Origin of the sequence: Bifidobacterium sp. N5G01 (assembly GCF_002742425.1) — a bacterium.
Taxonomy (GTDB): domain Bacteria; phylum Actinomycetota; class Actinomycetes; order Actinomycetales; family Bifidobacteriaceae; genus Bifidobacterium; species Bifidobacterium hominis.
This window is the reverse complement of sequence record NZ_NJNP01000005.1, coordinates 13,302-40,115: the sequence shown is the minus strand read 5'-3', so window position 1 is coordinate 40,115 and position 26,814 is coordinate 13,302. Positions and strand designations below refer to the sequence as shown.

General features: G+C 56.2%; 18 protein-coding genes, 2 tRNA genes and 1 pseudogene. 3 read left to right on the top strand and 18 right to left on the bottom strand.

Going from position 1 to position 26,814, the window contains the following annotated elements:
* The 7 genes from uvrC to CE168_RS07650 form a co-directional block, all read right to left on the bottom strand.
* A complete protein-coding gene (gene uvrC / locus CE168_RS07680; protein ID WP_442861949.1) occupies positions 1–2,199 on the bottom strand; it encodes an excinuclease ABC subunit UvrC in 2,199 nt (732 codons plus the stop codon).
* A gap of 143 nt (positions 2,200–2,342) precedes the next feature.
* Entirely contained in the window at positions 2,343–5,330 is a 2,988-nt protein-coding gene (uvrA, locus tag CE168_RS07675) for an excinuclease ABC subunit UvrA (protein WP_180753756.1), read from the bottom strand.
* Positions 5,331–5,378: 48 nt separating this feature from the next.
* Complete coding sequence (locus CE168_RS07670) at positions 5,379–8,864, bottom strand: ATP-binding protein (RefSeq protein ID WP_099571838.1); 3,486 nt, start codon at positions 8,862–8,864, stop codon at positions 5,379–5,381.
* Entirely contained in the window at positions 8,864–9,559 is a 696-nt protein-coding gene (locus CE168_RS07665; RefSeq protein ID WP_442861948.1) for a DUF4194 domain-containing protein, read from the bottom strand. The genes CE168_RS07670 and CE168_RS07665 overlap by 1 nt, the downstream gene beginning before the upstream one ends.
* An 89-nt stretch (positions 9,560–9,648) precedes the next feature.
* A complete protein-coding gene (locus tag CE168_RS07660) occupies positions 9,649–11,145 on the bottom strand; it encodes a DUF3375 domain-containing protein (protein ID WP_099571836.1) in 1,497 nt (498 codons plus the stop codon).
* Positions 11,146–11,676: 531 nt separating this feature from the next.
* Positions 11,677–11,752, bottom strand: a tRNA-Gly gene (locus tag CE168_RS07655).
* A 323-nt stretch (positions 11,753–12,075) separates the two neighbouring features.
* Positions 12,076–12,453: an MGMT family protein gene (locus CE168_RS07650; protein WP_099571911.1), complete on the bottom strand. Its 378-nt coding sequence runs from the start codon at positions 12,451–12,453 to the stop codon at positions 12,076–12,078.
* Positions 12,454–12,683: 230 nt separating this feature from the next.
* Here CE168_RS07650 and CE168_RS07645 point away from each other — a divergent pair, with 230 nt between their 5' ends.
* Complete coding sequence (locus tag CE168_RS07645) at positions 12,684–14,285, top strand: ABC-F family ATP-binding cassette domain-containing protein (RefSeq protein ID WP_099571835.1); 1,602 nt, start codon at positions 12,684–12,686, stop codon at positions 14,283–14,285.
* 328 nt (positions 14,286–14,613) lie between these two features.
* On the opposite strand, the gene CE168_RS07635 is transcribed toward CE168_RS07645, so the two are convergent.
* The 4 genes and pseudogenes from CE168_RS07635 to CE168_RS07620 all read right to left on the bottom strand — a co-directional run bounded on the left by CE168_RS07635 (position 14,614) and on the right by CE168_RS07620 (position 18,650).
* On the bottom strand, positions 14,614–16,032 hold the full coding sequence (locus CE168_RS07635; protein WP_099571833.1) for an aminopeptidase C: 1,419 nt from the start codon (positions 16,030–16,032) through the stop codon (positions 14,614–14,616).
* The gene (locus CE168_RS07630) at positions 16,025–16,801 is read right to left on the bottom strand and encodes a MazG nucleotide pyrophosphohydrolase domain-containing protein (RefSeq protein ID WP_099571832.1); all 777 of its coding nucleotides are present in this window, start codon (positions 16,799–16,801) and stop codon (positions 16,025–16,027) included. The genes CE168_RS07635 and CE168_RS07630 overlap by 8 nt, the downstream gene beginning before the upstream one ends.
* A gap of 293 nt (positions 16,802–17,094) precedes the next feature.
* Positions 17,095–18,123, bottom strand: a complete 1,029-nt coding sequence (locus CE168_RS07625) for a cation diffusion facilitator family transporter (RefSeq protein ID WP_099571831.1) — start codon at positions 18,121–18,123, stop codon at positions 17,095–17,097.
* A gap of 96 nt (positions 18,124–18,219) precedes the next feature.
* A pseudogene (locus tag CE168_RS07620) lies at positions 18,220–18,650 on the bottom strand (GtrA family protein).
* A 137-nt stretch (positions 18,651–18,787) separates the two neighbouring features.
* Here CE168_RS07620 and CE168_RS07615 point away from each other — a divergent pair.
* Positions 18,788–19,918, top strand: a complete 1,131-nt coding sequence (locus CE168_RS07615; protein WP_099571830.1) for a 5-methyltetrahydropteroyltriglutamate--homocysteine S-methyltransferase — start codon at positions 18,788–18,790, stop codon at positions 19,916–19,918.
* A gap of 148 nt (positions 19,919–20,066) precedes the next feature.
* Here CE168_RS07615 and CE168_RS07610 read toward each other — a convergent pair whose 3' ends face one another.
* The 3 genes from CE168_RS07610 to CE168_RS07600 are packed head-to-tail and all read right to left on the bottom strand — an operon-like array spanning position 20,067 to position 22,457.
* The gene (locus CE168_RS07610; protein ID WP_099571829.1) at positions 20,067–20,834 is read right to left on the bottom strand and encodes a carboxymuconolactone decarboxylase family protein; all 768 of its coding nucleotides are present in this window, start codon (positions 20,832–20,834) and stop codon (positions 20,067–20,069) included.
* A gap of 51 nt (positions 20,835–20,885) precedes the next feature.
* Positions 20,886–21,932: a zinc-dependent alcohol dehydrogenase family protein gene (locus tag CE168_RS07605; RefSeq protein ID WP_099571828.1), complete on the bottom strand. Its 1,047-nt coding sequence runs from the start codon at positions 21,930–21,932 to the stop codon at positions 20,886–20,888.
* A 60-nt stretch (positions 21,933–21,992) separates the two neighbouring features.
* Complete coding sequence (locus CE168_RS07600; RefSeq protein WP_099571827.1) at positions 21,993–22,457, bottom strand: MerR family transcriptional regulator; 465 nt, start codon at positions 22,455–22,457, stop codon at positions 21,993–21,995.
* Between the two features lie 440 nt (positions 22,458–22,897).
* On the opposite strand from CE168_RS07600, the gene CE168_RS07595 reads away from it, so the two are divergent.
* Entirely contained in the window at positions 22,898–23,581 is a 684-nt protein-coding gene (locus CE168_RS07595) for an ECF transporter S component (protein ID WP_099571826.1), read from the top strand.
* A 167-nt stretch (positions 23,582–23,748) separates the two neighbouring features.
* Here CE168_RS07595 and bsh read toward each other — a convergent pair whose 3' ends face one another.
* The 4 genes from bsh to rimI form a co-directional block, all read right to left on the bottom strand.
* Positions 23,749–24,699 (bottom strand): choloylglycine hydrolase, encoded by a 951-nt coding sequence (gene bsh, locus CE168_RS07590; protein WP_099571825.1) that lies wholly within the window; start codon positions 24,697–24,699, stop codon positions 23,749–23,751.
* 284 nt (positions 24,700–24,983) lie between these two features.
* Positions 24,984–25,059, bottom strand: a tRNA-Asn gene (locus CE168_RS07585).
* A 117-nt stretch (positions 25,060–25,176) separates the two neighbouring features.
* The gene (gene tsaD / locus CE168_RS07580) at positions 25,177–26,220 is read right to left on the bottom strand and encodes a tRNA (adenosine(37)-N6)-threonylcarbamoyltransferase complex transferase subunit TsaD (RefSeq protein ID WP_099571824.1); all 1,044 of its coding nucleotides are present in this window, start codon (positions 26,218–26,220) and stop codon (positions 25,177–25,179) included.
* 48 nt (positions 26,221–26,268) lie between these two features.
* Positions 26,269–26,814 (bottom strand): ribosomal protein S18-alanine N-acetyltransferase, encoded by a 546-nt coding sequence (rimI, locus tag CE168_RS07575; protein ID WP_099571823.1) that lies wholly within the window; start codon positions 26,812–26,814, stop codon positions 26,269–26,271.

The window sequence follows — 26,814 nt, the reverse complement described above, 5'->3', positions numbered from 1 at the left end:
CTAATTCATTCCATCCTTCGGGCTATTCGACGAAACTGCATCTTCCGTCGGTCGCTGCCCGTCATGGGCGTGCAACGCCTGATAAATGGCTTCGGCTTTGGCTTTCCCAACGCCTTTGACCTGCTCGAAATCCTCGACATTCGCCTCTCGCATGGCACGAACCGAACCAAAATGGTTCAGCAGACGCTTCTGATACGCCTCTCCGACGCCGGGAATATCGTCCAATGCGGAACGCAATGCACCTTTCCTTCGTGTCTGGCGATGGTAGGTAATGGCGAAACGATGCGACTCGTCACGAACACGTTGCAGTAGATACATGCCTTCGGACTGACGTTTGAGGATGATTGGATAATCGTCGTCCGGAACCCATACCTCTTCCAAACGTTTCGCCAATCCACAGACGGCCACATCATCCACGCCGCAATCCTCAAGTGCTTTCGCTGCCGCCATGACCTGCGGTTTGCCACCGTCAACTACCACGAGATTCGGCTTATAGGCGAAATGATGACGGTTGACGTTCTGCTGCACCGACGGCTCCTCGCCCTGTTCGCCCTGTTCGCCCTGTTCGCCCTGTTCGGATGCTCGTCGTTCGTTGTCCATGCTTTCGCCGGAATCGCCTGCGATATTGCCATGCCGGAATCGACGTGTCAGCGTCTCATACAATGCGCTCAAATCGTCAAGCGCGCCTTGCCCGTCCGCGCCGCGAATGGCGAAACGACGATATTCCGACTTCTTGGCGATCGCATCCTCGAACACTACCATGGAAGCGACCTGGAACGCGCCACCAACGGTATTGGAAATGTCGTAGCATTCGATACGTAACGGCGCCTGTTCAAGCCCAAGCGCCTTGGCGACATCATTCATGGCCGTAGTGCGGGCGCCCATATCGCTGATACGGCTCATTTTGCTGCGCTGCATCGCCTGCTTGGCATTGTCGTTGGCACGGTCCAGGAGTTGCTTTTTGTCTCCCCTGCTGACCACACGAATGCTCACGGCACCGCCGCGCAGTCCGCTGAGCCACGATTCCAACTCCTCACGCCGGGCTGGCTCGATGGGAACGATCACCTCACGCGGCACCGGAGAGATAGGAGCGAGCAAATCCGCACGACCAGTCTGCCCCTGACGTTCATTGCGTTCTCGTGTTGCCTGTGCGCGCGCCAAAGCATTGGTCGCAGTCACGGTTTGCGTTGATCCGATGGCATTACGTTGTTCGGTGACGACGGTTGACTGGGGGACATTGGATGTATCCCCCGCGGTTTCCGAATACACTTGTACGATGAGGTCGGAGATCAGCTCCTCGTCTGTCACATCCTCAACCCGTTCCACGCTCCAATTGCGTTCTCCGCGAATGGAACCGGCACGCACGTAAAACGCATGCACGGATGCTTCCAGCTCATCCGATTCGACGCCGAAAAAGTCGGCATCGACATCGGAATCGAACACTACGGCATTCTGCTCGACCACCGTGGACAGCATTTGGATTTGATCACGCAATCGTGCTGCCTTTTCAAACTCAAGTTCAGCACTTGCTTCTTTCATTTCGCGAGTGAGCTGTGCGATATACGATTTGCCGATGCGACCGGTCAGCACGCCGACGAGCTGCTCGCACATTTTCCGGTGTTCCGCTGCACTGATGCGCCCGACACAAGGTGCCGAACACTTGCCGATCGAAGCCAACAGGCATGGGCGCCGGGTAACTTCCGCCTTGTGATAGACGTTTTGCGAACAGGTGCGCACGGGGAAGGTTTTCAGCAGACGATCAAGACTATGCCGCAAATCCCATACCTTGGCATAGGGGCCGAAATATCTGGTATCACGACGTTTGCGGCTTCTGGTCACCCACACCCTCGGCACGCGCTCTGAGGATGAAATCGCCAAATACGGGTAGGTTTTGTCGTCTCGGAACACGACGTTGAATCGTGGATCAAACTCTTTGATCCACGTGTATTCCAATGTCAATGACTCAAGTTCGGTACCTACGACCGTCCATTCCAGGCTGCGTGCCGTAAGCACCATGGTCTGGGTACGCGGATGCAGCTGATACAACGGCTGGAAGTAGTTGGTCAAACGGTTGCGCAGGTTTTTGGCCTTGCCCACATAAATGACCCTGCCTTCGCCGTCTCGCCACTTATAGACGCCCGGCTGTGCCGGAATATCGGATGTTTTCGGACGAAACAGGTCGCGCGAATCCCCCAGCAGAGGCGCGCCATTCTTGTTAACTCTTCCGCAGGAAGGCGCATTTCCGTCAGAAAGGGCACTCCTTACGGTATCGCTGCTGTCAACGTTCATCTGCTCGGCGGTTTTGCGCCAAACTTCCGGACTGTGACGTTCAATGGGTGTGCTCACAGCATGTCCTTAAGGAATTTGCCGGTCCAGGACCGCTCGCACTGCGCCACCTGTTCCGGCGTGCCTTCAGTAACGATAGTGCCGCCTCCATCTCCGCCCTCTGGGCCAAGATCAATAAGCCAGTCAGCCGATTTGACCACATCGAGATTGTGTTCAATAACGATGACGGTATTGCCTTTGTCTACCAATCCCTGCAGGACAAGCAGTAGTTTGCGCACATCTTCAAAATGTAAGCCTGTGGTAGGTTCATCAAGAATATATACGGTTTTACCCGTAGACCTTCGTTGCAATTCCGTGGCAAGTTTCACTCGCTGCGATTCGCCTCCGGAAAGCGTTGGAGCTGGCTGTCCGAGTCGAATATATCCCAGGCCCACCTGAACGAGCGTGTCGAGATAGCGAGAAATGGAAGGATAGGCCTTGAAGAACTGGGCAGCCTCTTCGATTGGCATGTCAAGCACATCGGCAACGGATTTGCCGTTGTATTTCACTTCCAGCGTTTCGCGATTGTAACGTTTGCCATGGCATTCCTCGCAGTCCACGTACACGTCCGGCAGGAAGTTCATTTCGATTTTCAGCGTGCCGTCGCCGTGGCAGGCTTCGCACCGTCCGCCCTTGACATTGAACGAAAAACGTCCTGGACCATATCCGCGTACCTGAGCTTCGGGAGTCTTAGCAAACAACGTGCGGATTTTGTCCCATACTCCGGTATAGGTGGCCGGATTGGAACGAGGGGTACGCCCAATCGGGTTCTGATCGACGTGGATCACTTTGTCGCACTGGTCCACGCCTTCCACCCGGGTATGCTTGCCGGGCACGATGCGTGCGCCGTTAAGTTTGTCGGCAAGCACCGGATACAGAATCTGATTGACCAAGGTGGACTTGCCGGAACCGGAAACACCCGTCACGCAGGTGAAGACTCCCAGTGGGAAATTAACCGTCAGATCCTTCAGATTGTTTTCACGGGCTCCGACCACGCGCAGTTGTTTGGTTTTGCGTACTTTGCGTCGGGACTGTGGCACTTCGATCTTTCTACGACCGGCGATATAGTCTCCTGTAACCGAGCGTGGAGCGTCAATGAGCTTTTTTGCGGGGCCAGAATAGATGACCTCGCCACCATGCTCGCCAGCTCCCGGTCCGATGTCGATGACCCAGTCGGCATTCTTGATGGTGTCCTCATCATGCTCCACGACAATCAGCGTATTGCCGAGATCGCGTAGGTGATGCAACGTGGTGATCAGGCGTTCGTTGTCTCGCTGATGCAAGCCGATGGACGGTTCGTCAAGTACATACATCACGCCCACCAGTCCGGAACCGATCTGCGTCGCCAAACGGATACGCTGTGCCTCGCCGCCAGACAAGGTCTTGGCCGCACGGGACAACGTCAGGTAGTTGAGTCCGACGTCGTTGAGGAATCCAAGGCGGGCACGAATCTCCTTCAGAACTTCGCCTGCGATTTGGGCGGCCGATCCTTCAAGTTGCAAGCCATTCGCCCATGCGAGGCTTTTCTCGGCGGACATGTCACACACGTCGGCGATGGACTCGCCGCCAACGGTCACTGCCAATACCTCAGGGCGAAGTCTACGTCCCTGGCATGCCTGGCATGGCACTTCGCGCATGTACGATTCGTAGTACTGTTTCATCTGGTCGGAATCGGTCTCGTCGTGCCTGCGCATCAGTGTGCGCACTACACCTTCAAAACCGGTGGAGTATTCGCGCATGCGACCCCAACGATTACGATATGAGACTTGAACCTTGAAATCGCGCCCATACATGATGGCCTGACGAGCCTCCTCCGGAAGATCTTTCCAAGGAGTGTCAAGATCGAATCCCATCTCATCGCCGAGCCCCTCAAGCACATGACGGTAATATTCGCCAGTGCCCTTGGTCATGCCCCACGGTTCGATGGCATTCTCATTCAGGGTTTTGCTGGGATCGGGAATCACCAGTTCCGGATCAATCTCCAGCTTGTATCCGATGCCGGTACACACGGGGCAGGCGCCGTACGGCGCATTGAATGAGAATGTACGAGGCTCGATCTCGTCAAGCTCAAGCTGATGGCCGTTCGGACATGCTCGTTTCTCGGAAAACGGCTTGCGGCGGCCGGGATCCTTCTCATCCAAATCCACAAAATCAGCTACAACGATACCCTTGGCGAGTCTCAACGCGGTTTCAATGGAATCGGTCAAACGCTGACGAATGCCGTCTTTGACCACCAGTCGGTCCACCACCACTTCGATGGTGTGCTTCTTCTGCTTGACAAGTTTGATATCGTCAGACAGCTGCTTCTTCTCGCCGTCGATCAGCACACGCGCGTAGCCGTCGCCTCGTAACAGATCAAGTAAGTCCTCGAACTCTCCTTTACGCCCGCGAACGACCGGCGCGAGTATCTGGAATCGTGTACGTTCCGGATACTGCAGCAGCGCATCCACCATTTGCTGTGGCGTCTGCGCACTTACCAACGCGCCGCATTCCGGGCAATGTGGAACGCCCGTACGCGCGAACAGCAGTCGCAGGTAATCGTAAATCTCCGTAATCGTACCGACCGTCGAACGCGGATTACGATTCGTGGTCTTCTGATCAATCGACACGGCCGGGCTCAAGCCTTCGATGAAATCGACATCCGGCTTGTCCATCTGCCCCAGGAACTGCCTCGCGTACGCCGACAGCGACTCCACATACCTGCGTTGGCCTTCGGCGAACAGCGTGTCGAACGCAAGCGAGGATTTGCCGGAGCCAGACAACCCTGTGAACACCACCATGCGATTGCGTGGAAACTCAAGGTCCACGTTCTTCAGATTATGCTCACGAGCGCCCTGGATGATGATTTTGAGGTCGTTGGGTAGGTGTTTGAGGTCGGCTGTGAGTGATCCGTTTTTTTGTTTGAGGGGGGCCTTTTTGATTTCTTTTGTGAGGAATGCGTCGCTGGTGAGTATGCGTTCGATTATGGTTTCGCCGTTTGTTGTGTTGTTGTGTTTGGTTGTCACGGCTTGCCTCCGCTGTGGGTGTTTTGGGTTCTGGTTGTTTAGGATACCTTATTTTTTATTGTGATTTCGAACGGGTGTTCTATTTGTGGTGTGTTGTTTTTCATTGGTGGTGGGTTGCGTTTCGTTTTGCGCGATGGTCGCGCTGTCGAGTTCCTGCAGGTATGAGTTGCCGGTGGTTGGGTCCTTGTATGCCACGTATGCTCTGTTGGAGACGTTGAGGATTTCCGCGGTTTTGCTTTCCGGGGCGGAGACGATGATTTGGAAGCCGAGTCGTGGCAGTACGGTGAGCGCGCGTTTGGTGTAGCGGCCGTCGGCTTTGATGAGTGCTTCGTCGAGGAAGAGCGTGGTGTAGGTGGGGTGTGCGGTGAGGTCTCCGCCGAGTAGGTAGATGAGGGCTGCACCGTAGACGAATGAGGTGAGTTCTTGCAGGGCTCCGCCGGATTTTCCTCCGGTGGAGCTGATGCGTTCGTCGGGGGCGTTGTTGTGGTGCACGATTGCGTAGAATGAGCTGCGTACGCGTGGGTCGAGGTTGCGTGCGCCGTATTCTTTGATGCCGTTGGCGTCGTGTATTTTTTCGAGTTCGTTGTTCAGTCTGTTGATGAATGTTTCGCAGTTGTTGAATGCTTTGCGTGTTTCTGTGGGGTTGTTGGTTGCGTTGCGTGTCCAGTCTTCGAGTTTTGACAGGATGCGGCTGAGGGAGGTTTCGAATTGGCGGTCGGTGGGGCTGAAGGTCACGTCGAGTGATAGTCTGCCGCCTCGTGGGCCGAATTGTTGCTCTTTGAGCATACTGTTGATGCGGTTGAGCTGTTCTTTGATGTTTTCTTCGTCGGTGCGTAGCGCGCGGTTGAGCTGTTGGAAGCTCATGTAGAGTTTTTTGACGCTGTTGGAGTATTCTTCGTCGGTTGCTGCGCGGGTGACGAGCATGTTGAGTTCGTCGAGTTCGTCGAGGAAGTATCGGTAGTCTTCCACGCTTGCCATGACGGTGTTGTCGTCTGTGGAGTGGTTTTTGAGGTAGTCGTCCATGATGCGTTCCGTGTCAGCGCGCAGTTGGTTGGCTCTGGCGTTGATTTCTTGGATTCGTGTGCGTGCGATGCGTGATATGTTGCGTAGCACGCGCGTGTGGAATGGTGTTTCGTTTTCATGGTCGAAGAGGCCTGCGATGAGTTTCGGCCGGTCTTGCGCGTGCACGGATGCGCCGAAGCAGCTGTCGTATGCGTCGGCGAGTAGGTTCGACACCATGCTGGATAGTGTGGAGTCATCGAAATCGGTGTTGCCATGGGCGTCGAGCCATGATTGTTCGGCTTGGACGGCGTGTTGGGCGTTGTCAAGGTCGTTTTCGGCTTGATACTGGTTTTTGTTTTCGGCGGTGGCTTGTTGGCTGAGCTGTTTCAGCTCGGCTTGCAGTTGGCCGAGTTCCGGGTTGCCTTCGATGCGTTCGATCTGCTTGCGGATTCGTGTTTCCTGTTCCTGCAGTCCGTCCACGTCGATTTTGTTCCATGGCATGTCGGCTATGATTCGCGCGAGCTCATGCTCGTCTTGCAGCAGGCTGATGGCGTTGGACATGTGTTCGATTTGACGGTCGGCGTCGTTCAGTGCCCGTTCGGCCTTGTCGAGCTGGTTTTTCAGTTCGGCCAAGTATTGTTCGTTCATGAAGCCGATGACTTGGTGCAGTCCTTTGCTGCCGTGGAATCCACGGTCGCCGGATTTGATCTGACCGTCGGCCTGCACCTGTCGTTCACTGCGGTTCGAATCGTCGATGGCATGAACGCAACGCGCGTCGAAGTGCGGTGACGTCGTCTGCGTTTTCAGCCATCCGACGAACGGCGAATCCTCCCGATACTGCAGTTTCGACGACATCCAGCCCTCACTGCTGGAGGAATCGTATCGCATGCCGGTATCGACGAACCGCCAGGTGCGGCGCGTCATGAGGTTCGGGTCGATGGCGCTGATCTTCGCCGCGAATCCTTGTTCGTGGCGTTTGTCGACGAGAATGGTTTGCGCGATGGGCGCGTAGGCGACGTTCATTGCCAAGCGCCACTGTTCATTCTGTTCGTTCACGTCCATCAGTTCGGCCACATACGGCAGTTCAGACGCGTCCAGTCCGGTCGCCCGCATGATGAGCGTGCGCGCGTCGTCCATATCGTCGCTGATGCGTGTTTTGTGCGCGAGCTTGCGCTGGTAGTCCCGTCGTAGGATGTCACGGTCGCGCTGCCGGTCGTGACGCTCCCCCACCAATTGTCGGAATTTGACGTTCGCATCCCGCAGTCGTTCCTCATACGCGTCGAACGTTTCGGCAAGTATGGCGCGTTTGGCGTCCCATGCCTGCTCGCTATCGGGAAGCCTGTATTCGACCTGTTCGAATCGTTCGGCTATGGCATGTCGTTGCCTGCGCGCCTCGTCAATGTCCTGGCGCACGCGTTGCAGATCTTTGCCGAGCTGCTGCAGGCTGCCGCCGTCGATGCCGCGGATGCGTTCCTTAATGGCGTCGACTCGCGTGTTGAGCTCGCCGACGCGTTGTTTCGCCCGGTCGATGGCCTCCTGCGATTCCCTGACCTTGCGTTGCATGGCCGGCAGCCCCGCGCGCACTTCGCCGGCCATGCGCGAGCACGCCCATACGGACAGCGTCTCGCCGCCATGCTCGCTGTCAGGATTGATGAGCTCGTATTCGCGTCGTTCGCTGATTTGCTTCGCGTATTCGCCGTAACGTGTCTGAATGTTCTGCAGGATGGCGACGCGGGCCATTTTGTCTTCCATGCTGCGGAAGTTCTCGCTGAACCGGTTGTAGTCGTTGACGGTTTCGCGGGCGAGAGGGATGGATTCCGGTATGTCGAGCACGCCCTGTTTGAAAATGTCGTCGAGTTTCGAGGGTGCGTCCGCCGATTGGATTTTATGCAGGAGACGGCAGGCGTCGGCGCTCAATCCCATGTCTTGCCAGACGGAGGCGTGGAAAGCCGCGGCGTTGGCATGCGTGGTGCATTCCGGATAGGTTTTTTCGAACATGGACCGGGTGAATGGCGTGTCGCGGTACTGGTCCATGAGCCGTGGGTCGATGGTTCGATTCCACGTGACATACCGGCGGCGCAGGCCGTCCTGCCCGTCTCCGGCGCTCAGATAGAGGAATTTGCCGCAGGAAAGCAGGCCTCCGTCGGTTTTGTTCACGTATGTGTCGACGATCGCTCCCCAAATGTTCTGCGGAACGCCGTCCGCATCCCTGCCACGCAGGAAGATCGGCGTTTCGCCGTTCTCACTGTCGCTCACGCCGATCATGCCACGCAGATAGGTGTAGTCGTTACGTTCCGAACGACCGGAATTCGACGCCTTATTGTAGGGGGTTCCGGATGGGTAAAGCAGCGAGATCTGCGCGTCGACGAGAGTGGATTTGCCTGATTCGCTGGCGCCGGCGAGCAGCGTCACAGGCATGGTGTCGTCCATGGATGGGTGGAATTCATGCCAGCCTCCATATGAGCCCCAGTTGACGATCTGCCGACTTTGCAGCATCCACCTGTCGGAAACGATCTTCATGCCGTCTGCCATCAGTGCTCCTCCTCATCGAAACGGTCGTCGTCGATGTTGAAATCGAATGCGTCTTGTTCCATACCGGCCGTCATCCTGTCGTCCGTACCGGCAATGTCGTTGTCGTCGGCGGATACGCTCCCGTCCGCGGTTCCGGATCCGAGCCACTGGTCGGCAAGATTCCTGTCAAGCACCATGGGCACCAGGGGCGTGAGAACGTACATGTCGTCGTCTTCGGCTGGCGCGAGATACCCATAGGTACGCATGCGCGAGACGATGGACGTGATCTTCCTCGCCGTGCCCTCCTCGTCGTTGCTGGCGGTGAGGAATCCCGCGCCGGTGGCGAGTAGCGCGCGGATGTCGTCGAAACTGATGAGCCAATCGCACGGTTCGGCGTTCTGGTTCTCGTATTCCAACACCTTGATGCGAAGCGCGGCAAGCGTGGCGGCCTCCTCGCGGGTCAGGCTCATGCGTGTTTTCAACGAACGGATGCTTGTTTCCGAATCGGTGACCGGCGACGCGTACATGATGTGGTATTTCGTATTGTCGACCAGTCTGAGCATGTCGTTGTTGAGCGAACGTTCCACAGCATCGCGGTGCTCGCAGGCATGGTCGTACAGGCTTCCATCGATGTAACGTTCGCGTTTGAGCGCGATCGCTGCCATGCGAGCCTCGATGGGCATGTCGCCGGTATCGCCGTTGAACAGCGCGGGCATGGCCTGCGGACTGTCCGATCCTTCGAACGACGGTTCGTTTCCCGTCGGTGTCTCTTCTTCGATGCTGGTTTCGATGTCGTCCGTCATGCTTATTTCTCCTCGATGATGTCGTCGAGCATTGCTTCGGTGGTGAGAATGGGCTTGGTGCGCCATACGCGTTCGCTGCCGTCGATCGATACGCAGCGCCATGTCACGTATGACGAGTCGTCCTGCGTGCGCAGGGCGCTGAGGAAGCCGACCAGTTCGCTTTCCCTCCGTTCGTTTTTCGGCAGCCGGTTGAAGCTTTCCGCAAGATCCACGAACATGCCGTCCGATGTCGTCGCCGGATTGCGGCGAATAAGCCTGATCATGCGTGTCAGACGCGGCCCGCATATTTCGACCATGTTCTTGAGGTCGGGCGCTTCGACGGTCGCCGTTGGAGCGTCGTTCAGACTGGACGATATGGCTCGCGCCATTGACTTGGCCGGCCGTGACGGCAATGCTTGGAACTGCGCCTGCCCCGCGCCCGTATGGTAGGGGCGTGACGGATCGTTGGGATTGGCTTTGGCTTCGGCGCTGGTCTTCGCGAACAGCTGGTTGAGTTTGACGAGCATGGTCCGATAGCTGGTGTCCGTCTGCTGGCGTACAAGACGGCTGACCGCCTCATCGGACGTGCGGATCTGCCGGCGCACGTCTTCGATACCCTCGTAGATGCGTTTGAGTTCGGAACGCACCTGATTGAGCAGCACGCTCGGCTCGCCATCCAAATACGGGTTTCTGGCGATGTCTCGCACTGCATCGTCGATTTCGCGCCTGCCCTCGTCGGTGACGATGACCTGGAACGCGTCTTCGAAACGACGTCCGCTGTCGGATTCGCGGAACGCTCGTCGATATTCGTCATGGTATGCGGTGAGGATGCTTTCCACGCTCAGAGCGCCGGCCTGCATGCGCCGGCGTAGCGCGTCGCCGTTGTCCCGTTCGGACAGGGCAAGCTCACGCAGATCGATGGGCACGCCACGCAGGGTGTTGTGAATCACGCCGATGATGTCGCCGACCTGTTCGGACGTGAGCTTCTCCAGAGCCTCGCTATGCTCCAGTTCGTCGATCTCCTTCTGCCGTTCCTCGATGTCTTTCTTCAGCAGGCGGATGCGTTCACGCGGATCAGCGGTCAACTGCATGCGCGCGTTTTCGATTTCCATGATGATGCTGTTGGCCTGCGCGCCGGACAACGCTTTCGTGGTGTCTTCAAGCCTATCGAGCGCTTCGATGGCGCGGTGCGCTCGCGCGGTGAGCCGGTACAGGTAGCGATGCGAGGCCACGTCCATGGAATTGGCGAGCCAGGCGTAGTCGCTCTCCCCCTCGCGGGTAAGGTCAAGCAGGATCGAATGTGCGGCGTCGCGTGCGGTTTGTCCGTCTTTCAACGTGTGGCCGCCGGTTTCGATAAGCCTGTTGAGGCTGCGTACGAACCGCTCTTCTACGATTTCGCGCGGCAGTTCACCGGTCAACGGGTCGAACGTGGATCGCAACAGTGCGACATACAGCATGGAATTGGCGCGCAGCAGCAACCGTAGCACGCCGGTTTCGTATACGGGTCGGAGTCGCTCCATCTCCCGTCTGATTTCAGCCAACAATACGCCTTTCCACGTGTTCCGATGCCTTGACGCAAGTCTTCATTGTAAACGAAAACATGAAAAAGACGCCGCATTTACAGTACGAATGCGACGTCTTTTCCATGTCTACGAAAGAGGGAAACCTACCTCCGTCCAGTCTCAGGCTAGATGCTCATGCTCATGAGCTGGGCCGCGTACTCCTCCACTAGTTCGCTGTCCCGTTCCGTCCACTCGTGGCTGGCGGAATCGTCCGGCACGAAAATAATGTCGCTGTTCTCATTCATTTGTTTTACCTCCGTCCGTTCCGCTCTTCCCCGGCATCGTTGCCTGTTTAGCGGAACCGCTCCAAGTCTCCCGCATGGATTGTCCCTTTTCAAGAGAACGTTCACATTGTGGTCAAACGTTTTTTCAGCGAAGAAGGATCCGGCTCGGATTCGGGACGCGCGATCCGTTGGCCGGATACTTGGTTCTGCAATCCCGCGGTCTTTACCGGGATATGAAAAAAGCTTCCTTTCGGAAGCTTTTTGATGGAGCGGACAACGGGACTCGAACCCGCGGTCTCAACCTTGGCAAGGTTGCGCTTTACCAACTAAGCTATGTCCGCAAGTGTTTTCCACCGTGGTGGGCAACGAGTAGAAAATATACATGAAGCATGCCGACTCTGCAAATTACGGCGTGTCGCGCTATTTTCCAACGATAAAGCCGATATTGCGTCATGGTCCGAGGAGCCGGCGCCAACGATGCAGCCGGCGTCCCGACCGACTTCGCCCCCCCCAGTGCGTCCTGCTGCCGAATGCCTCGCCGTTCCGCCATCTGCGCCCCATCGCTCTTCGCATTATGGCAGGCACCCATTATCCAACCGCGGCGGATAAGGCAGATGGCGTTGGGAAAAGCCGAACGTAAGCTGTTGACGCGGATCGAAGGCGACTAGGCGTCCCACTGGCAACGGGCGAGATCGACGCGCAGTCCGGAAGCCCCGGCGTTCGAGTCTTTCATCTCGCCCGACTCGCTGAGTTCGGACATGCCTTTCGGGAGCATGAAGGCAACGCCTTCCTCTTCGAGCAGAAGCCGCTGTCTTTCCGGACCGCCGAACGCGAATCCGGGTGCCAACGAACCGTCTCGAAACACCACACGATGACACGGAATCACGCCCGGTTCAGGGTTCGAATGCAGGGCATAGCCGACGAAACGCGCGTTGCGCGGCGCTCCAGCCAAAACCGCAACCTGCCCATAGGTGGCGACTTTGCCCTTTGGAATGCGCCGTACCACCTCATAAACACGCTTATTGAACAGCCCTTTCTCCATCATCGCCCCTTTCCTGGTCGATAAATCCACCATGACTGACCTTACTATGCCCATTATGGTCTTGTTTTTCATGATGGAAGAGGCATGATGAACGTTCCGGTCATTTATGGTTGCGGGCGTTCGGTATGATGTTCGATTGGCGTTTGGCTTTATGAAAACGATGGGCAGGCCGTTATGTGCGGCACGGCCAGTTTGGAACGACAGTAACGAAAGTGCAGAGGTGTTGAGGCATGGCAATTGAAGCGCAGGAGCTTGAGATTCAGATCGGCGCGCGCACGTTGCTGCATCCCACGAATTTCCACGTCGCCAAGGGCGACAAGATCGGTCTGGTCGGACGTAACGGTGCCGGCAAGACCACGCTCACCCGCGTGATCACCGGCGACATGCTGCCCACCGCCGGCAAAGTGCGTGTATCGGGCAAGCTCGGCTATCTGCCACAGGACACGCATGCCGCCGATCCGGAACAGACCGCGCTCGACCGCATGATGAGCGCGCGAGACATCGCATCGATCATCAGTCGTATCCGCAAGGCCGAAAAGGAGATGACCGATCCGGATCCGGACGTCATGACCCGCGCGATGAACCGTTACGACAAGGCCATGCAGGATTTCGAAAAGGCCGGCGGCTATGCGGCGCAATCCGAGGCGACCGCGATGGCCGCAAGCCTCGGTCTGCCGCAGGAGGTCATGGGCCAGCAATTGGGCACGCTTTCCGGCGGCCAGCGTCGTCGTATCGAACTGGCCCGCATCCTGTTCTCCGACGCGGACACGCTGATCCTCGACGAGCCGACCAACCATTTGGACGCCGACTCCATCGAATGGTTGCGCGGCTACCTGAAGAAATACGAGGGTGGATTCCTAGTCATCTCCCACTCCACCGAACTGCTCGACGAAGTGGTCAACAAGGTCTGGCATCTGGACGCGCAGCTCGGCCAGATCGACATGTATTCCCTCGGTTGGAAAGCCTACCTGCACCAGCGTGCTGTGGACGAGGAGCGTCGCCGTCGCGAACGTGAAGTGGCAGAGAAGAAGGCGGAACGCCTCATGCAGCAGGGTATCCGCTTGCATGCGAAGGCAACCAAGGCCGTGGCCGCGCAGAACATGATGCGTCGTGCGGAGAAACTTCTCGAGAACACATCCGAGGCACAAAAGCAGGAGAAAGTGGCGGATATTCGGTTCCCGGAGCCGGCTCCGTGCGGTCGCACGCCGATCATGGCGAAGGACGTTTCGAAAGCGTATGGTTCGAACATCGTGTTCGCCGGCGTGAACTTGGCCATTGATAAGGGTTCGCGTGTGGTGATTTTGGGATACAACGGTGCTGGTAAGACCACCACCCTTCGTCTGCTCGCGCATTTGGAAGAGCCGGACACCGGTTCCGTGGATTACGGTCACGGCTGTAAGATCGGCTATTTTGCACAGGAACATGACACGCTTGATTTGAACGCCACGGTGCTCGAAAACCTCATTCACGTGGCCCCGGAACTGAACGATACGCAGGCGCGTTCGATTCTTGGCTCGTTCCTGTTTTCGGGCGATGATGCGTTGAAACCGGCCCGTGTGCTTTCCGGTGGTGAAAAGACCCGCTTGGCGTTGGCGACATTGGTGACGAGCCGTGCGAACGTGCTGCTGCTTGACGAACCGACCAACAATCTTGATCCGGCTTCACGCGATGAGATCCTCAAGGCCATCGCCAAGTATGAAGGCGCCATTGTGCTCGTCACCCACGATGAGGGTGCGGTGCAGGCATTGAACCCTGAACGTGTGCTGCTCATGCCTGACGGCGACGAAGACCTATGGAACGACTCCTATCTGGAACTGGTCGCCGAAGAGTAAACCGAGTAATTCGAGTTTTATTGGGATTGAAAATGCCGGACGCGAGAAACGTCCGGCATTTTCTTTTCGCATGCGCTTCACAAGTATTCGACGATCCACAAACTTGCCTTGGGACCTGCGAACAATCCATGGCTTGCAAGCGGTCCCGACTCATGAATCGCATGTTGATTGCCAATTGTCGGCTTGAGCCGATTTGTTTGTCTGGAAGTCGCCATGCCAATCGTCTGAATCATTTTCGGATTTCGCCACGCATCCCCTAGCCTCCGCGCTCCTCTTGCGAAGGCAACGCGCGGAACAGGCCAGAGGGACGCGACCTGTGCACAAGCCTTCATCGGCTTCGATTGGTGAGCGGCTCCCAAGGTTCAAGCTCAACCGGCTGATCGGCCAGTATTTCGCGCGTGGCCTCGTCAAGATACTCTTTGCGAATGATCAGTTCGGTAACATAACGGTCGAACCAAGCATCGGACGCCACATAATAGCCATCCTGACCATTATCCTTACCCCAACTGTTCTCCACCTTCCAACGATTCGGGCGACCATCCTCATCTAAATTCACGCCGGTCAAAGTCATGGCATGATTGCTTGGGCAATCGCCATACTCCAACCCCCTAGCCTTGTCGAACGTGAATTCCGTACCGAAAAGCTGGTCAACGCGCACGGTATCGCAATCAAAGAAGCCATCGCCACGCAGCGAAAACTGCATGCAATCACAAGCGAACCAAATCGGATGACCACCACTGATCTGATCCACGGCAGCCTTCTTGAACACGTCAAGAGGCACGTTCACGAACTCCATATCACCCGCCTCAGCCACATTGGCCGAAAAACGAATACGATACCGCTTGCCAAACGGACGGCTTTCCACCGGCACATTGCACAACGTAACCAGATCGTTCACGTCCACCGGCACGTACTTCTTGTAAAACTCCATCGGAGTGATGCCGAACTCACGAATCTGCGGACGCTCATCCTTACCGGTCTTCGCAGCCTTTTCAGACGAACCATCCCCCGCGGTTTTCTTCTTGGCATCATCCTTGTCATCGCTCATACGCGCAAGAAAATCAAAACGCTCCGGAGGCTCCCCCAACGCGATCGCGCACATGCGATACACCGTGGCCATATCCTCATTCTTCAACGCACGCAATTCATCCAACGACGTTCCAGCCGTATGACGGTCACGCAAATCGGATGCGAACTCACGCAGCTTCGTATTCAAATACTGCTTGAACGCATCCGAATTTCTCGAATTAGCCGACTCCGGATAAGCGCTCTTCGGCACCAAACCATACTTGTTCACCAAATCGGCGAACATCTGCCACCAACCACCATCATCGGCCGGACCATAATTAATCGCCTCGAACACACGACTATCCAACGGCTCATCCAACGTGGCAAGCACATTCTCCAAATACGTGTTCGACTTCTCCATCGCATCCCAGAAAAACAGGTAGGTTTCCGAAAACTCGAAGTCCTCCAAATTCCAACGATGCATCAACTCATAACGCAACGTATTAAGCGCCGCAAACATCCAACAACGTCCCGAACTACGCTGATTGGTGATACTCCCCTGCTTCAGTTCAATGGAGAAATCATTCTGCAGTACGCGCTCGCCCTTGTAGTCGGTAGCTGCGGCAAGTACGCCGGACGATACTGCCGCATTGGCGGCCACCAGATTGGCTCGGTCAGCGTTGAAGTCCACGGAATACTGTTTGAGCAGCGCTGGGTCGAGTGCTTTGACATCACTCATGGTTCATGGTCCTTTCGATGTGTTTGATTTCGGATTCTATGCCGCGTAAACGGCAACGCAGGTCGGATTCCACGTCCACGCCGTCGCGTTGCGCCTTGCGTATGATGGCGATGATTTCGTCGGCATAAGGATGACTGACATCATGCTGTTCGCCCGTCCGTTCTGCGTTTGGATTGAATGCGGTTTCGAGCTGGTCACGATACTGCGATTTGTGCACTCTCGATACGATTTTCGTGGCACGTGGCAGTGCGCCTTGTGCGTGGGAGATGCCTTCGAGCACGGACTTGCGATGCTTCTCTTTCTGCTTCATCGCTTCCCACAGTTTCAGCGTATCTTGTGCGCTTTCCGGTGCCGGTACGGAATCGTCGGCAGCATCGTCTGTTTGGAAGACGTGCGGATGGCGGGTGATGAGCTTGTTGACGAGACGATTGCACACTTCATCGATATTGAACGGATCCTGCGCATCCACGGCACATACTTGCGCTTGGAAGACGGATTGTAGCAGCATGTCGCCGAGCTCCTCGCGCATATTGTCTCGATCGTTCGTTTCCACGGCGTCGATGTATTCGTAGGTTTCTTCCAACAGTGGTTTAAGCAGGCTTGTATTGGTTTGTTCGCCGTCCCAAGGGCATCCGCCTGGTTCGTGCAGAATGCGTACGACTTGCTTGACACGGTCTAACGCGCTAGGTGCATCGCGTACAGGGTCAAGTTTCGAACAATGCTCGAATCCTTCGGGCAACTGGTAATCATCATGTGCAGCTTCAGTCATGCCACCGATTGTTCTCGCATGTGCCGACCATGCAGCTGCAGCCGACAGCGGGCAGATTCCTCCAGTCGGTGGAGGAATCGGTACGTTCACGGTCGCCGAGGAGCCCAACGACAGGCCACGGATCGGATGCCGGAGAAGATACGTGCGCACAAGCTCAAGGAGACACCTAATAAGAAAGCGTGCGAAAAGGAGGAGCTGGCACTCCGAATTCGTCGGAATGCCAGCTCCTCATGAAAAGCCCGTATCGTCGTTTCGCCCTCTACGGTTCATGACCGTAGGCGCATTGCACGCCGCTACGAAACGATTTTGTGGTCGGTGCGGTAAAGGTCGGGCTCTACGTAGATTTCGAAACGGAACCATGGCAGTGCGGCACGCACGCTTCGTTCGATCTTGTTCACGGTCTCAACGTCGTAATCGCGGTCGAGCTTGCTGGTCTGCACTTTGACGCACAACAAAATATCGTCTTCGGACATGTGCACGGTCTGCATATTCAGCAACCGCTCCACACCAGACGTCGAAATAACGGCCTGCTCAATCTTCTTTCGAGTATCCGAATCGACGGCCTCGCCAATCAGCAACGAACCCGATTTGAACATCAGCAGCAGCGATCCAGTAATCAACACAAGACCAACCATCAAACCGCCGAGCGCATCAAATATCTCATTATCGAGCAAAATCGCAAGACCGATGCCCGCCCCTGCGAATGCCAAACCGATCAGAGCAAGCGTATCTTCCATGATGACGGACGCGAGCTCCGCCGACTTGGTGCGTCTCCAGAAACGGAACACACCCATATGGGCCACACCCGTGCGCTCCATACGCTCGTTGGCTTCTTTGATGCTTTGATGCAGGCCGTAGCCTTCCAGACAAGCGCTGATAACCACCACGATGAACGCCACCAGCAGTTCCATCTGGTTGACGTCACGCAAAGCGGGATTTTCGGCAATGGCGAACAGTTTCTTCACCGCCTCGGAAGTGGAGAAGAAACCGCCGACGAAGAACAGTAGCGTCGCCACTACGAACGAGGCGAGATATTTGGCGCGATACAGGCCGAACGGGTGATCACCGTCCGTTTTGTGCTTGGAGAAACGCCCGCCTGCCATGAGCACGATTTCGTTGGAGCAGTCGGCGATGGAATGCACCGATTCGGAAAGCATTGCGGACGATCCGGTGAAGAACGCCGCGGCGAGTTTGGCGATGGCCACGCCGATATTGGCTCCAAGTGCCGCTTTTACGGCCGCTCCTTGATGCTCTGCCTCTTGTTGACGAATGTCGTTCGTATTGTTCGCGCTACTGTCGTTGGAATCTTGCGATTCGTTCATTGCCTTTCCATTTCTTTCTGGGGTTAATACAAGACATGTTCAATCATACATAGGGCGTTGCCATAGGGTGCCATTGGGATTGATACGTTCGCAGATTCAGCGGAAAATCACTTTCTTGCACAGCGGATATCCCCATGCGAACTGGCATGCCATGGTCATGAACTTCACCAACACCGCGTTCCATCCGAATGCGGAAGGCAGCCATGCCAGCATGGTGGAACCAAACAAGTAATTCCAAATCCACAGCAGAATGAACAATGCCACACTGCGTCCGAAATTGCTGGACGATTTGAACGTGACATTGCGGTTCATCAGAAAGTTATACGAAGCCGATAGCGTGATGGCCACGCCGTTCGCGACAGAAGACGGCACGGTAGCAGATGCAATAGGATGAACGATCCGAATTCCACAATGGTTTGCGTTGCGGAAACCAGCAGATACTTGCCTAAGGTTTTCGGCTTTTTCGTTTTGCCCCGTACCGTCGATTCGTCTGGCCCGTTTGCCTCATTCCGTTTGATGCCGCCCATACATATAACCTCTTGCTTTGATTTGATGGAGAACACTATAACGTCCCGTCTCACATTCTCGTCTTTTTGATGCATTGCTTCGGGAAACTGACTAATCTTCGTTAGGTATTTTTAACTGTCAGCAAAAGGAGCATCCAATGACGTATTCCCAGAACGCGCCGTTCCGCGCCGACGTGGTCGGCTCATACCTACGTCCGGCAGAGCTCAAGAAGGCCCGCGCCGATTTCGCAGCAGGCAAGATTGACAAGGCCGCCCTCAAGGCCGTGGAAGATAAGGCCATTATCGAACTGGTCGCCAAGCAGAAGGCTGCCGGCCTGCATGTCATCACCGACGGTGAGTTCCGTCGTGGCTGGTGGCATCTCGACTGTATGTGGGGCTTCGCCGGCGTGGAAAAGGTGTCGATGGACAAAGGCTATTTCTTCCACGATGAGGAGACCCGCGCCGAATCCGCACGCCTGACTGGCAAGATCGCGTTCGATCAGAATCACCCGTTCATCGAGCATTTCAAGTTCATCAAGCAGTTCGAAGACGACACTGTCGTCTCACGCCAGACCGTTCCGGCCCCGGCACAGCTGTATGCGGAGCTGTTCCGCCCGGAAAACATCGCTTCCGTGCACGAGTTCTACGGCGACACCCAGAAGGATTACGACGAGCTTGCCGATGACACCGCCAAGGCCTTCCATGGTCTGATCATGGCGCTGTATGAGGCCGGTTGCCGCAACGTTCAGCTGGACGACTGCACGTGGGGCATGTTCTGTGATCCGAACTTCAACCAGCATTACACCGCCGACGAGTTCGCCGCCATGCAGGAACAGTATGCCGCCATGAACAATGCCGCCATCGAGGATCTGCCGGAGGATCTGGTAATCACCACGCACGACTGCCGTGGCAATTACCACTCCACGTGGGCTTCCGCCGGCGGATACTCCACTGTGGCCGACGTGCTTTTCGGCAAGGAAAACGTCGCCGCCTACTACTTGGAGTTCGATGACGACCGTTCCGGTGACTTCGAACCGCTCGCCAAGGTTTCCGGCGACAAGCAGGTCGTGCTCGGCCTGATTACCTCCAAAAAGCCGGAACTTGAAGATCCGGAAACGATCAAGGACCGCATTGCCGAAGCGGCCCAGTATGTGCCGCTCGACCGTCTGTGCCTGTCCACCCAGTGCGGTTTCGCCTCCACTGAGGAAGGCAACAAGCTCACCGAGGAACAGCAGTGGGCTAAGATCGCGCTCGTACAGTCCATCGCCAAGGATGTGTGGGGCGAGTGACGCCCGCACACGAGTAGCAATATACATAGAGGGACCGTTTGCCAATCTAATCATGACTGGCAAACGGTCCCTTCCATATCGGAGCGAGCATCAAGCAAGGATCGAAGCAAGCTATCCAGGCATCGGTTGATGTAAAACCTTACTGCAATCAGCCCTGCATCTGATTCGCGGCATCATTAATGCAACGAATCGCATTCAGCGTACGCGGATACCCGATATACGGCATACACTGCGAAATGACGGCAATCAGAAAAGCCTTCTCATTGCCGATGCCCATATTGGCCTTCGCATGAGACGTCAGCTGTGGCTCGCAACCGCCCTGCGCGGCAAGGAAGCACAACGTGATTATCTCGCGTTCGCGATTGTTCAATCCTCCGCGCGTGTAATAGTCACCGAAGCAGTTGTCGGCAAGCCACTTGTTGATGTGTTGTGTCTCTTCGGGGCCGGATTGCGCGAATCCACGCATATGCTCGCCGAAGAGTTCGATCTGCTTGTCTTCGCCCGCCTTGGCGCGTGTTTCCGGCGTGGTGGTGCCTTGCGATTCGAGTGGTAGATGCACGTTGGCTGCGCCGAGGAAGTTGTTGAGCTTCTTCAGGAACGGCAGGGTTTTGCCGAAACCGCAGTAGGCGGTCGCCTGATACACCATTTCCTTGATGGCGATGGAGGACAGTCCAGTTTCGTAGGCCACCGGCAGCATCATTTCGAAAGCGTCCAGTCCCTGAACTCCTACCAGCACGGCGAGGATGGCCAGAGAACGGGTTTTGTCATCCAGATCAGGATGGTTCGCTCCCGGTTCGTTCACCACTTCGTCATAAGCGAAATTCGAGAAGAATTCGATGAATTCCGGATCGGTTTGTGACAACGTCCTGTCATTATTCCAAAACGAATTCATCCGTTTATGCAGCTCTTCGAACAAGACTTGCTTCCTTTCGTTTGATTTGCGCTTATTCTATCGTCGGCATGTTGCTCAGACTTCGCTGATGCGCAGCAGCGACTTTACGGTTCGGCGCTCGTCCATGGCCGCGTACGCTTCCTGAATATCGTCGAGCGTGTATTCGGAGGTGTAGACGATGCCCGGATTGATGTTGCCGTCGAGCACTTCCTTGAGCAGTCGATGCATATCGTACGTGCGCACTGGTGCCGGACCGCCGCGCAGACCGACGTTGCGGTAGAACAGTCCCGGAATGTCGGCTTCCACACCGTGCGGCAGGCCGACGCGGCCGACCACTGCGCCTGCTCGCGCCACCTTCATGGCGGTGTCGTTCGACAGCGCGGATCCCACGCATTCAAGCACTGCGTCGGCACCGTAGCCGTCGGTCATTCCCAGCACCTTGTCCACGGCCTCGTCGCCACGTTCCTCCACGAAATCGGTGGCGCCGAATTCGCGTGCGATACGCTGGCGGTCAGCATGGCGGCTCATGGAAATGATGCGCGTGGCGCCCATCAGCTTGGCGGACAGCACGCCGCACAGGCCGACCGCACCGTCGCCGAACACGACCGCGGTGTCCCCCAGCTTGATTTCGGCGGAAGCGGCCGCATGATAACCGGTCGACATCACGTCAGAGAGGGTGAGCAGCGATGCGAGCATGTCGTCGGAGAAGCTCTTCGCGTCGCCCGGAACGACCACCAGCGTGCCATTAGCTTCTGGCACGCGCAGGTATTCCGCCTGACATCCCAGTCCCTCATCGCCGAAATATCCGCCATGGGGGCAGCTGGATTCGAAGCCGGCCTTGCATACCGGGCACTTGCCGCAGCTGAATGGGAACGGCACGATCACGAAATCGCCCGGCTTGGCCACGGTCACATCATCGCCGACCTGCTCGACCACGCCGATGGCTTCATGACCGGCCTGGGTGTTGGGTTCCTTGCTGCCGTCGCGGTAGAACCACAGGTCGGATCCGCATACGCATGCGCGTACCACGCGGATGATGGCGTCTCCCCCGTCGATGATGGTCGGTTCGGCATGTTCTTCGCATGCCATCTGCTTGACTCCCTTGAAGATCGCTGCCTTCATGAGTTGCTCCCTTGCTGTGTGTGAATTGAATTGAGGTAATGTCTGCGATGATGCTTCGGCTTATGCGTCAGCCTTGCTGTGAATCTGTTTTTTCACTGTTTCGATGACATCGTGGTTTTCTTCCAGAAGTCGTTGCGCTTCGTCGTCATGGCCTTCCGCCACGGCACGCCAATAGAGTGTTTTGAGGGAAACATAGGCTTGCTGCATGCGGATGCTTTCTGCTTTTGCGGCCAAACGCAATGTCTGCGCGTCCAGTAGCTCCATTTGCCTACGCGCGCCTTCGGTTCCGTCGAAACGGTTTTTCAGATACTCGCGCATGGCTTCAAGCGGCATGCCGGTCGCAGACAAGCAGGAAATGGTGACCAGCGATTGAATGTCTTCGTCAGTGTAGGCACGATGGCCAGAACTTGGGTCGCGTGCTATCGGGTCAATGATGCCGATCTGCTCGTAGTAGCGCAAAGTGGATTCGGGAAGTCCGGAAATCATGGATGCCTCACGAATCGTATGCCATGTTGTGGTACTCATATCCTGCACTGTAAAAACTTAAAGTGCTTGAAGTCTACTTGGCGTGTCGCATGCTATCGGATAGCAAAAGAACCTGTAATCCTGGAAATTAGCTAAGTTGCGTCTGCAAAGAGTAACTGACGTGTTCATCGCAAGGAACATAGGACCATGCTGTTTTGGCCGACTGCCGTCTCACGACAAGAAGCTCTTATGCTGCTGAGTTTAATGAAATCGTGCGGATCAGGTGTGCTGGACTGGGCCGTACGCCTGGATTTGGCGTACTTGTAACGGTATTTTGAACACAGGGAGATCCATGATGCATGTTCGGCAAGCAGCATGTCGTATAATGCCTTTCGTCGTTCCTGCCCGAGCCGCGCAGGTCGAGGAACGGCCCACGGCGACTGCCGCGATCTCCGACTCACGGTGCGCGGCATCGACCAACGCAAGGATTCATTATCATTATGGCGAAGCCATTCTCTGAAATTCATAATACGGACGCGAAGCTGTCGAAGCAGGTAAGGCAGTCTTTGAAAATAACCCAAGGAACACGCAAGGCCCTCACATGGCGTGTGGTCGATATCGCGGTCGGCGCGGCAGTAGGCGTGATGTCGGGAGTGATGTTCTGGGTGTTCGACGGCCTCTCGTATGGTCTTTTTCCATTGCTGACTTTGATTCTTCCTGGTTCAGCGGCGCTGCTTCATGCTTTGTTCTACTTCCCCGCCACGCTGGGGTCTCTGATTGTGCGCAAGCCGGGAGCTTCGGCCTATGTGCTTTTAGTCGCATCGTTCGTCGAGGTGGTGCTCGGCACGAAATACAGCGTGAGCCTGATTGTGATCGCGTTGGTGCAGGCGGCAGCCGCGGAAGCGGTATTCGCGTTGTTCCGCTACCGTCGTTGGACGCTCGGCGTCACCATTCTGTCTGCTTTGTCGGTTGGAATCGTCTACAACTTCTATCTGCTGTTCTTCTACTATCAGGCATTCTCGTTCTTCAGCCCGCGAGGCATCATCGGCACCATTTGCGAGCTGCTCAGCGCGGTGGCATTCGCCGGTTTCGGCTCCTGGGGAATGTATTGCGCTTTACGCAAGTCAGGTGTTCTGTCGCGATTCGCTTCCTCGCGTAAGGAACATAACGAGGAAAACGTTTGAAAGCATTCCTCGACCATTTTTAAATTATTTTTCCAAATAAATCTCATTAGTTTTACTGATCAAAAGGGCACAACGCCGGTTGCGACGTTGTGCCCTTTTATACTGTCCGCAGTGCGATCACTGCGGAATCTTCGGAACTGGAATCTTCGAGCTCGAAATTCTCGGAATCAATCGGCAGTGATCAGTTCGCTCGAATCCATGTCGAAATCAGACATGGCAAACGAGCGGATCGCCGGATCCTCATACGTGTTCATGTAATACGTGTTGGTCTTTCCGGAATAACCGCTGGTGAACAGCGTGCGCTCGAACTGGCCGTTGCTCATCCTAGCGCAGCCGTCGACCATCTGCACGGAGGCCAGTGTATGGAACAAGCGTGCCACATTGGCGGACTCGTTGTTCTGCTGCGGATAGTGCGTATTGGTGTAGGCGACGCGCACGAAACGCGACGGTGAGCTCACGTCACCAGGAATGCCGTGCATGCTTACGCCGGCGCCCCATGCGCTCAGTTCCGCCTTGCCCCAAGTGGTCGGCTCCGCCATGTCGTTGCTCACGCACATGTAGTTGCGCAGGTTTTCCATATGGAAGTCGAAGGTAGGCTGGTTGGTGAGCACGTCTACATCGTCATGATGAACGTGCATGCCGTCGGACATCTGCTCGACGACGATGCTTCGGGTGCCGTCACCAATGAACCAGTGCAGCAGGGACTCCTGCTGGCCGGGCACGACCTGCGAAACGAGCGTCACGTTCTTCAACGCTTCTTCGACTTCGTCGACACTGTCGAAATTGCGCGCCACCCACAGCGGGAATTCGAAGGTAGCGACGTTTTCGGTTCCTTCGACCGGCTCGTGCGCAAAGGAGGCGTATCCGGGGAAGTTCAGTCCGGCAATGGCCAGGCCATGCTCGTTGGCGCAGTCGAAATACATGGGGCGGTCGGCCATGACCACGCCCACGCCGATCACCGCATTCGGTTCGCTCTTGCCTTCGGCCCCATACACATAGTCGTACTTGTAGCCTCGCGGAGTGACCAGAATGGTCTCGCCGTAGGAGAAGCTCCAGTCGAGATTACGGCCGAAATACGTGTTTCCCTCATCGTCGGAGAAACGAACACCAGTGCACATATGGACTCCCTTCCATGATTTGCCGTGTTTTTCTTGCTTGCGTGTTCATGGTAAACGCCGCTTGCTGGGAAAATCTTAAGTTTTGCCCGTGGAGGAACCTGCTTTGGCTACCTCATCCATAGTATCGTTCTCCTCAATCATGAATTTCGTGTAAAACGTGCCTGCCGCAATATCCGGGTTATTGGCCAAAAGTTCCTATAAGCCGAGAACCTCGGCATCTTCGTTGATTCCTCGAATATGACGATGAATATAACAAAAGCCCTTGGTTTCCAAGGGCTTTCATATGGCTCCTGCGACTGGGCTTGAACCAGTGACCGTCCGATTAACAGTCGGATGCTCTGCCAACTGAGCTACGCAGGAATGCGCTGTGCACAAGACAAAAATGTTACACCAAAACTTGTGGATTGCAAATCTTCAGCGTGTCACATGCGTGTTTCGGCTTGCAAAACGTTTCCATTCGATGCTTTCAGTCCAATCTCACATGGAGATCTTCGTTAATGGCATAGCCGAATCGATTGCGAAATCAGGGCTTGACGGGGCCACTCCAGCCTCTACCAGATTGACTCCCAGCATGGCCACCATGGCGCCATTGTCGGTGCACAGTTTAAGCTGCGGCACGCGTACCTCGACACCATATTCCGCTCCAACCTCCAACAGTTTGGCGCGAAGCTGCGAATTCGCGGAGAAGCCGCCTCCCACAATCAACGTCTTCGAATCGTACTGCTCACAGCCGCGCATCGCCTTCTTGGCGAGCACGGTCGCCACGGAATCCGCCAACGACGCGCACACGTCATCCACGGGAATCTCATTGCCTTGCGCCTGCTGTTCCTCGATCCAACGCGCGACGGCCGTCTTCACGCCGGAGAAGCTGAAATCGTACGGATGCTGCTGGCCCGCTTTGCCTTGGGTGAGTCCTTGCGGCACCTTGATGGCGTGCGGGTCACCCAGTTGCGCATGACGGTCGATATGAGGACCGCCCGGATATGGAAAGCCCAGCAGGCGGGCGACCTTGTCGAAGCATTCGCCGGCCGCATCATCAAGCGTTGTACCGACCACGTCGATATGGCGTGCGACATCCTCGACATGCAGCAGAGAGGTGTGCCCGCCGGAAACGATCAACGCAAGCGTGTCTTTGGGGAACGGACCGAACTGCAGTTGCGTGACCGCGATATGCCCAATCACATGGTTGATGCCGTAAATCGGCTTGTTCGCCGCCCAGGCAAGCGATTTCGCACCGGACACGCCAACGGCGAGGCAGCCAGCAAGGCCGGGACCCGCGGACACGGCGATCGCATCGACGTCAGACAATGTCATGTTCGCGTCAGCCAACGCCTTGGAAACGCATGGCACGAACGCTTCGGCGTGGGCGCGTGACGCGATTTCAGGAATCACACCTCCGTAACGTGCGTGTTCATCCATGGAGGACGCGACGACGTTGGAGATCAGGGTGCGCCCCTGCACTACCGCGGCCGCGGTCTCGTCGCAGGTGGATTCGATGCCGAGTACGATTGGTTCGCTCATTGCTACTCCGTTTGCTGCTTTGCTTGCTGTTCCGTTTGGTTGTTCTGCTTATTGTTCCGCTGCTGCGAAGCCGACGATCCTCGGCTCAAGATCAAGGCTCATGGTGTATGCGTCGATGCCTTCGGGCTGGTAGTAGCGTTTGCGCAAGCCCATTCTGGCAAAACCGAACCGTTCATACAGTGCCAAGGCAGGAATATTGTCGATGCGCACTTCAAGCAACATGCGTTGCGCCCCCTGCTCGCGCGCCCGCGCAATCAACGCTTCCACCAATGAAGCCGCGATTCCCCGCCGCTGGAACTGCTTGCCGACGCCGATCGTCATGATTTCCGCATCATCACCGTCATACCAGAAACCGGCATAGCCGCGCACGACGGGCTGCTTCGCAGCGAAACCATCTGCACCCGGCCTATCTGCGGCCGCGCAATCCACAATACCGAAATCATCAATATCGAACAGATACGTGCGTGCCGGCGCGTGGAATTCCTGACGGATTGACTGCTCGCTCCACGCTCCCCTGCCGAACAGGTCCGCTTCCAAAGCGGCCATCTGCGGCACAACGATTTCCTCGTCGATATTCATATGGTCAACGATCAT